The 7,315-nt window shown below is 41.0% G+C and carries 6 protein-coding genes; 4 read left to right on the forward strand and 2 right to left on the reverse strand.

What is annotated here, in order from left to right; translation table 11 throughout:
* Positions 1-209 precede the first annotated feature (209 nt).
* Positions 210-509, forward strand: coding sequence for a hypothetical protein (locus G1O98_RS40985; RefSeq protein ID WP_275941819.1), 300 nt, complete (start codon positions 210-212; stop codon positions 507-509).
* Positions 510-537: 28 nt separating this feature from the next.
* Complete coding sequence (locus G1O98_RS40990; RefSeq protein WP_275941820.1) at positions 538-723, forward strand: hypothetical protein; 186 nt, start codon at positions 538-540, stop codon at positions 721-723.
* 66 nt (positions 724-789) lie between these two features.
* Here the strand turns inward: G1O98_RS40990 and G1O98_RS35670 are convergent, their stop codons facing one another.
* The gene (locus G1O98_RS35670) at positions 790-2,016 is read right to left on the reverse strand and encodes a cytochrome P450 (RefSeq protein ID WP_163938833.1); all 1,227 of its coding nucleotides are present in this window, start codon (positions 2,014-2,016) and stop codon (positions 790-792) included.
* Between the two features lie 206 nt (positions 2,017-2,222).
* Here G1O98_RS35670 and G1O98_RS35675 point away from each other — a divergent pair, with 206 nt between their 5' ends.
* Positions 2,223-3,038 (forward strand): SDR family oxidoreductase, encoded by an 816-nt coding sequence (locus G1O98_RS35675; protein WP_163938836.1) that lies wholly within the window; start codon positions 2,223-2,225, stop codon positions 3,036-3,038.
* A gap of 1,023 nt (positions 3,039-4,061) precedes the next feature.
* Positions 4,062-5,402: a transposase gene (locus tag G1O98_RS35680; RefSeq protein WP_163938837.1), complete on the forward strand. Its 1,341-nt coding sequence runs from the start codon at positions 4,062-4,064 to the stop codon at positions 5,400-5,402.
* A 244-nt stretch (positions 5,403-5,646) separates the two neighbouring features.
* On the opposite strand, the gene G1O98_RS35685 is transcribed toward G1O98_RS35680, so the two are convergent.
* Entirely contained in the window at positions 5,647-6,828 is a 1,182-nt protein-coding gene (locus G1O98_RS35685; RefSeq protein WP_163938839.1) for an acyltransferase family protein, read from the reverse strand.
* Positions 6,829-7,315 lie beyond the last annotated feature (487 nt).

The raw sequence follows: 7,315 nt of genomic DNA on the forward strand, positions 1-7,315 counted from the left end.
AGGTTTTTTAGAATCTCAAAAATAGTTGAGAAAATTCTCAATTGTTTAACGTGGTTTGGTCATTTCAGGATTTAAGCTCGGCTGAAATAGCCAAAAAATGACCAAATACAAAATACCTACCCTTGAAAGGGCCACCCTACCCCATCCCTCTCTTGCGGTGACTGGGTGTGGAACATGGAAGGCACAACAGGCAACAAGCATGATCTGAATTGACCGAATACCAACCCCAAGCGGGGGCAATGTTCCTAGGTATGCGCGGTGTAACTGAACGTCTAACCCGATCCTTGGCAGACAAAATTTTACGGGTGCCTGCAAAGGATGACCGCCTAGTTGAAGCAAATCGAATTCGCAAATCGATTGGTGCAAAAACCTCGTTTGCACAGGACTTAAGGGATGTCGGTCAGATGTTGCAAGAACTCGAACAGATTGCTCAAATTGTGGAGCAACGGTTAGAGCAGCACGAAACACGAGGCCGCACATTAACTCTGAAAGTCAAATTCTCTGATTGATTATCAGCAGTTAACCCGTAGTAAGACAATGCTTGCTCCCATCAGTGAACTATCTACGATTTTTGAGATAGCTAAAGCGCAGTTTGAGTCGATTGATCTGGAAAACCGCAGCATTAGGTTACTGGGTATTTCCTTATCTAATTTGGATAACGCTAAACAAACCCAAGTGATTCAATTGCCGTTATTTAAGAATGCAGATATCACTTGGGAGTGATTGACTTAGTTCTATTTTTATGGAACTCCCTGAAACAAAAATCTATTACACTTCAAGAGAAGTATTTCAAAAATTGAAAGCAACAGGCATTGATTTCATGCCCCTCAAGGAAGGGTTTTCATACCATTCAATCTGATCTGTATCTAACCGCAGATTAGGCAAGCGTTGGACAATAGTATTTATAGCTATTTGTGCCTCAAGTCTGCCAAGGGATGCGCCGAGGCAAAAGTGGGTTCCTTTGCCAAAAGCTAAATGTGGGTTTTGTGAACGTGTAATATCTAATTTGTCGGGATTGAAGAATTGCTCAGGGTCACGGTTAGCAGAACCAATCGCTAGAAATAGGCGCTGCCCTTGGCGAATTTGTTGACCATTGATTTCGAGATCGGTAAGTGCTATGCGGGCTTGCCGTTGTACTGGGCTATCGTAGCGCAAAAACTCCTCCACAGCAGTTGTGATTAAGGAAGGGTCATTCTTTAACTTTTGCATCTGACTGGGATTTGCGAGTAAAGCAAGTAAGCCATTAGCAATTAAGTTAGTGGTAGTTTCATGGCCTGCAAAGGTTAAGAAAACACAATTTGATAAAATTTCTTCGTCTGAGAGTGAATTTTCTTTCTCTTGTGCAAAGATGAGGCTACTTATGAGATCATCTTGGGATTGACAACGACGTTCTTGCAGTATGAAGTGGAAGTATTGTTTCATTTCCAGAAGACTTTTTTTAGCATTAGTCAAAATTTCTGTGTCCATACGGAACAGTCCAAAAAATTTAGCTAAATCTGATGACCATTTCTTAAACTGTTGGTAGTCTTCGGAATTTGCACCCAGCATTTGTGCAATAACGATTGCAGGTATTGGGTAAGCTAAATCATGAATAATATCTATGTTACCCCGTTTATAAATACTATCGATAAGTTGGTTTACTAAAGAGTGAATACTGGGTGCCATACTGCCAATAATATGAGGAGTGAATGCTTTATTAAATAGCGTGCGTAGACGTGTGTGTTCTGGGGGGTCGCAAAACAGCATCCACTTTGATAAACTTTCCAAAAGTGGAAATATATTCTGTTGCTCTAATTGGGATAATTTGCTAATTGGCGGACGTTTAGCCGAAATCCGTTTGTCTTGCATTGCAAATGCAACGTCCTGATAACGCATGAGATACCAGCCCCCCAAAAAATCATTCCAGTAAACAGGCTCTTGTTGCAAAATCCGACGATACGTAGGATAGGGATTGGCAAAGACTTCTGGGGCAGTTAGATTATATCGGTCTTTTTCTGGATTAGTTAATGATGTCATTTGTCCCAAGAACACTTACTTTCAAGGCACTTGCTCATTCAGCTTACTATGAACCTATTCCACGAATAAAGTATAAAGATTACGGGAAACAGCATTTCAAATGCTGACCAATCCCCCAAATCTTCGCCTATCTGTAAAGAAAAAAGCAAATTGACTGATAATATAAAGCTCTACAATAGGCAATCTTCTGACTGGAAACATTGATTATGAGCTTTGCTAATAAAACCATTGTTCTCACAGGTGCATCAGCAGGGATTGGGCGAAAGCTGGCAATCTCGTTAGCCCAACAAGATGCAAATTTAGTCCTAGCGGCTCGTAATCAAGAAGGATTAGAACAGACACTGACTGCTTGCACAAATCATACACACAAGGTGATTGCAGTAGCTACAGACGTAACTCAAGCATCAGCTTGCCAGCAGTTGATAGAGAGAGCAATTACCGTATTTGGGCAGATTGATATTTTGATCAACAATGCCGGAATTGGAATGCTGACGTGCTTTGATGAAGTGACAGATTTATCAATTTTTGAACGGGTAATGCAGGTCAACTATTTAGGTGCGGTCTATTGTAGTCATTATGCCCTACCCTACCTAAAAGCTAGTCGAGGACTATTGGTGGCGATTTCTTCAATTTGTGGCAAAACAGGTGTTCCAACTCGTACAGGTTACGTTGCCAGTAAACACGCCATGCAAGGCTTCTTTGATACATTGCGGATGGAATTGTACTCAACGGGAGTAGATGTATTGGTTGTTTCACCAGGGTTTGTCGCCACAGATATTCGGCAACGAGCCTTGGGAGCAGATGGAAAACCATTAGGCAAAAGTCCGCGTGATGAAACGCAAGGCAATATGTCAGTAGATGAGTGTGTACATCAAATTATCTGGGCGATGGAGCGGCGTAAAAGAGAACACATCATGACGTTGAAAGGTAAAATACTCCCTTGGGCAAAGCTAATTATGCCAGGATTAGTTGATCGTATAACTGCTGCGACCGTTCGCAAGCCAATTGCTACCCAGAAGTAACCAAAACTTCAGAAACTGCGTGGCAAGTAGATGATTTTTACTACTCCACAGTACAGTTTAGTACATCATCTCTCCTCACCCACTCCAACTCTCTACCGCCACATACTCCCTACTGAAAATATAAAAAGCACCCGCCCCCCACAGCGCACCTCCAGAAAACCCCCTAGCGAAGAGTAATCTTTCACTACTCCGGGTTGCCACTGGTGGGAGACGAGATTGTAGACTTGTACTGGAGTTGCGATCACTTAAATCGGGCGCTTGAGCGATCGCCTTCGGCAGGCGGTTACGCGATCGCCACATCTGCAAATTAAATTAAGCGGATATGTGTAAAAAAAGAAGCTCTTAAAACAGATATTTTACTTACTTGCTGATGTGCTACTCGATATTTTAGTACTCCAGCTACAGCATAAGGGATCGTCTTTTGCCGACCATTAGTCGGCATTTTACTCCAATAAATAAGTCAATTGGCGATCGCTCTCACTGCTGCCCCTTGGGACACCGCCCTCCACAGCTTATGATTGCTCCCTTGGGTTAATGCACTTGACCAAATGCGTGATGGCGATTGGTTTACACGAACACAAATCATGGGGTTATATTCGCTCTAATCCTATAGGATAAAGGGTTCAAGATTTCTAGTTATTTTTGCATAAAGTACAAAAATTTAGCTGAAGAATATTACATACCAAACGAATTATGTGTAAAACAGGGATAAGACTTAAAACTCCCTTATTTAATATTTTTTAACAAGCGCTGCTCTGAACTCCTTGCCCAGGGCAGTTTTTCTCATACAACTCGAATTAAAGAGTTAGAACAGAAATTGGATGAATTTACTCCGCACACATTGAGCGATGGCAACAGCGTCTAATTGAGACCAGCTTGACATCCTCTCACTGATGAAGCTGCTATAAGAGAAAAAACTACTGATAACAATACCTTCGCCAAAAAAAGAGTATGAAGAGGTAGGGCTGCCGTAGTAGAGTTATTGTCTCTCACAACTACAACTCAAAAACTACTTTTCAGCCCATGCCGGACATCTTATCACTGTTACAATGCTTGTTACCGCAGATAAACGCTACAACTATGCGGCAATTGAACCAGATAATCATAGCCATGTTAGCAATGAGCGGGCGAGTCACCATGTTAGGAATCTCGCGTTGGGCAGGCCCTGGTGGTAGTTATCGGACGATATTGAGGTTCTTTCATACAGTAATCCCTTGGGCGACGTTGTTTTGGCTATTTTTCCGTAAGCATTTGTTCCGTGCAAATGAAGTGTATTTGCTTGCAGGAGATGAAGTCGTAGTGAGTAAATCCGGGAAAAAGACTTATGGGTTGGATAGATTCTTTTCTAGCTTAGTAAGCAAACCGATATTAGGGCTGTCTTTCTTTACATTATCATTAGTCAGCGTTGAACAAAGGCATTCATTTCCAATTCAGATAGAACAGGTGATAAAGAGTAATGTAGAAGAAAATAGCCCATTACCAACTCAGTTTGTAAAACCTCAAGAAAAACGTAAGCGTGGACGACCAAAAGGAAGTAAGAACAAGAATAAAACGGAGGTGATTTTAACAACTGAATTATTACGCATTCAGAAAATGATTAATTCGCTTTTCAAGTTATTAGGTGATTTTATTACTCTTACCTACTTAGTACTAGATGGTCATTTTGGGAACAACAATGCCTTGCAGATGGCTCGACAAGTTAATTTGCACATAATTTCCAAATTGCGCCATGATTCAGCCCTATATATACCTTATCAAAACCCTGGCTCCAATAGGCACTCTCGTCGTAAATACGGGGACAAAGTTGATTATCATAACATTCCTCAGAAGTATCTATGTAAAAGTTGCATTGAGGATGAGATCCAAACTAACATTTACCAAGCTACTTTACTTCACAAGGAATTCGCTCAAGCAGTGAATGTAGTTATTTTAGTCAAAACTAATCTTAAAACTAATGCTCGTAGTCATGTAATCCTATTCTCTAGCGACCTAGATTTGTTCTACGAAAAAATAATAGATTATTACAAACTGCGCTTCCAAATCGAGTTTAATTTCCGTGATGCCAAGCAGTTTTGGGGACTGGAAGATTTTATGAACTTAAGCCAAACTGCCGTGACTAATGCTGTTAACTTAGCATTTTTCATGGTCAACTTGTCCCATCATCTTCTCTTGGATTTTCGTCCCCTTAATCCCGACTCTGGCATTCTTGATTTAAAGACTCATTATCGTGGTTTTCGATATGTTCGTGAAATGTTAAAAATGCTTCCCGAAATCCCTGAGCCTATTTTATTAACCCAGATTTTTGCCAAGCTTACTTCTTTAGGACGTATTCATCCCGTTTCTACAAGCGTTGAACCCTCGTAAATTGGCAGAGGTATTGGATAAGGTAGCGCTTATTGGGTCATTTGAGCGATAGGAAGGCTCCCCGCGTTTCGTCCCTATGACCCATTGCTGGCATACGGACAGTCTTAAACCCTTACGGACTACGGTCGTGGCAGAGTGCAGAAAACAATATTCCAACTGAAGCTCCAGCATAGCTGCCCTCTGCCTTTCTTGATAATAGAAACTTGAGACATACCGTTTTAGTGGTTTTATCGTTATCTTTATTTTACTTGTTGATGTCGTTCGGCTTTAGCCCAAAGAGAAATCGGACAATGTTAAGACGTTTTATAAACATTTCATACAAAGCATTTGTCACCATAACGGTTGCTGTACTAATAATTAAAAATTTTGTGGTTATGCCTAAATCCCATTGCACTACATAAAAAGATATCGCCACCAAAACTGTTTGATGCAGCAAAAAAACTGGATAAGCGGCAAGGGTTGTATATTGCAGGATACTATTAGTAAATAATAGATATTGCTGACTTAGCCCAAGTATGGCAGTTACCCAACACCAAGAATTGAAGCCTCGCAACATTTGGTAAAGAATATATTCCCCAGAATAGCTGCGTACAGGAAGTACCTCAGTTACCTGTATTCCAAAGATAATGGACATGGTAACTATTGCCATAAACAACACGAGCTTTTGATATTGGGCAATTGCTTGTCTAAATCTGGTATCAGAATACAGAATAAAGCCGTAAACAAAATAACAAAGGTACAGCAATAAATTTGCCCAGTCATCATAAAGATTTTGAAAACCAAACCATTTGGGGCGGAATGCACCTTCAATTATAGCCAATGGTAGAGCAGGTAATAAAATTACTCCTGGCTGTTTCATGAAAGTTGCAATAGTAGAATACCAACGTCGTCCCATCTCTTGCTTGAAGAATAACAATAAAGGGAGACTAACAAGAGATATTACAAATAGGTAGATCACAAACCATAGATGCGCCCATTCAAAGTTACCTTGAGGACGAATCCGGTTAAAAAACTGTGGGTAAAACTGTAAATAGGAACCGATATCTGTGTGATGAGTAAGAAGTTTGTAATAGACTTGAGGAGGAACTAACACCAGCGTGCCAAATATGAAGGGGATCAATAGTCGTCTAAAACGCTCATTCACATATTCCATTGGTGTTCGCAACTGGAGAGAAAACCAAGAGGCAGCCCCGGAAATTAAAAAAAACAATGGCATGTGCCACTGATGAACAAAAAAAATAAACCATCCAAGGACAGGGCTTAGTAAGTCATTTTTAATATAAAAATCGCCTAATTCGCCTTGGTAAAAAACTGCGGCAGCATGAAAATAAATCAGCAATAGCACCGCCAATACTCTTAACCAATCTAGGTCATAGTGTCTTTCTTGGTGCTTATTTATTATGTATAAATCAGATTTTAAATTCATTTATTTGCCTTACTTATAAAATATCAGGGCACAACGAGAGCAGAGTTAAAAACTCTCTGAAACTCTTATTAATTATCTGCGAGACGCTGCGCGAACGTGTCCTTTGCGTCTTCTCTAGGAAATGCGCGAACGTGGTTCGTTTTTTCATAATTTTGCGTAAGTCCTAATCATTTGAATACAAAAAATAGAGATTGCGGGAAAACGGTAAAATTCAACTTTAATGCTCTATGAGCTATTAGTTATCGAAAATAAATTTAAATTATCAGACCCTGTTATGGCGGAACCGTCAGCGCAGGTTTTAAGCGTGGTTCAGCTGTTAGACATCCAACAAAACAATACGGATTGTGTTATGTCGATGGTTGGCAAGAATCTCCAACTAAGAAATGTACCCTTAGCCTGCACCCGCCGCCCCCCCCGGCACCGGGCCGCCGCCCGGGACCCCCCGCGCCGCCGCCACGCCCCGGCCCAGCATCGCCACGCCCAGCAC

It is taken from the genome of Nostoc sp. UIC 10630 (assembly GCF_010747425.1).
In the GTDB taxonomy this organism is placed as follows: domain Bacteria; phylum Cyanobacteriota; class Cyanobacteriia; order Cyanobacteriales; family Nostocaceae; genus Nostoc.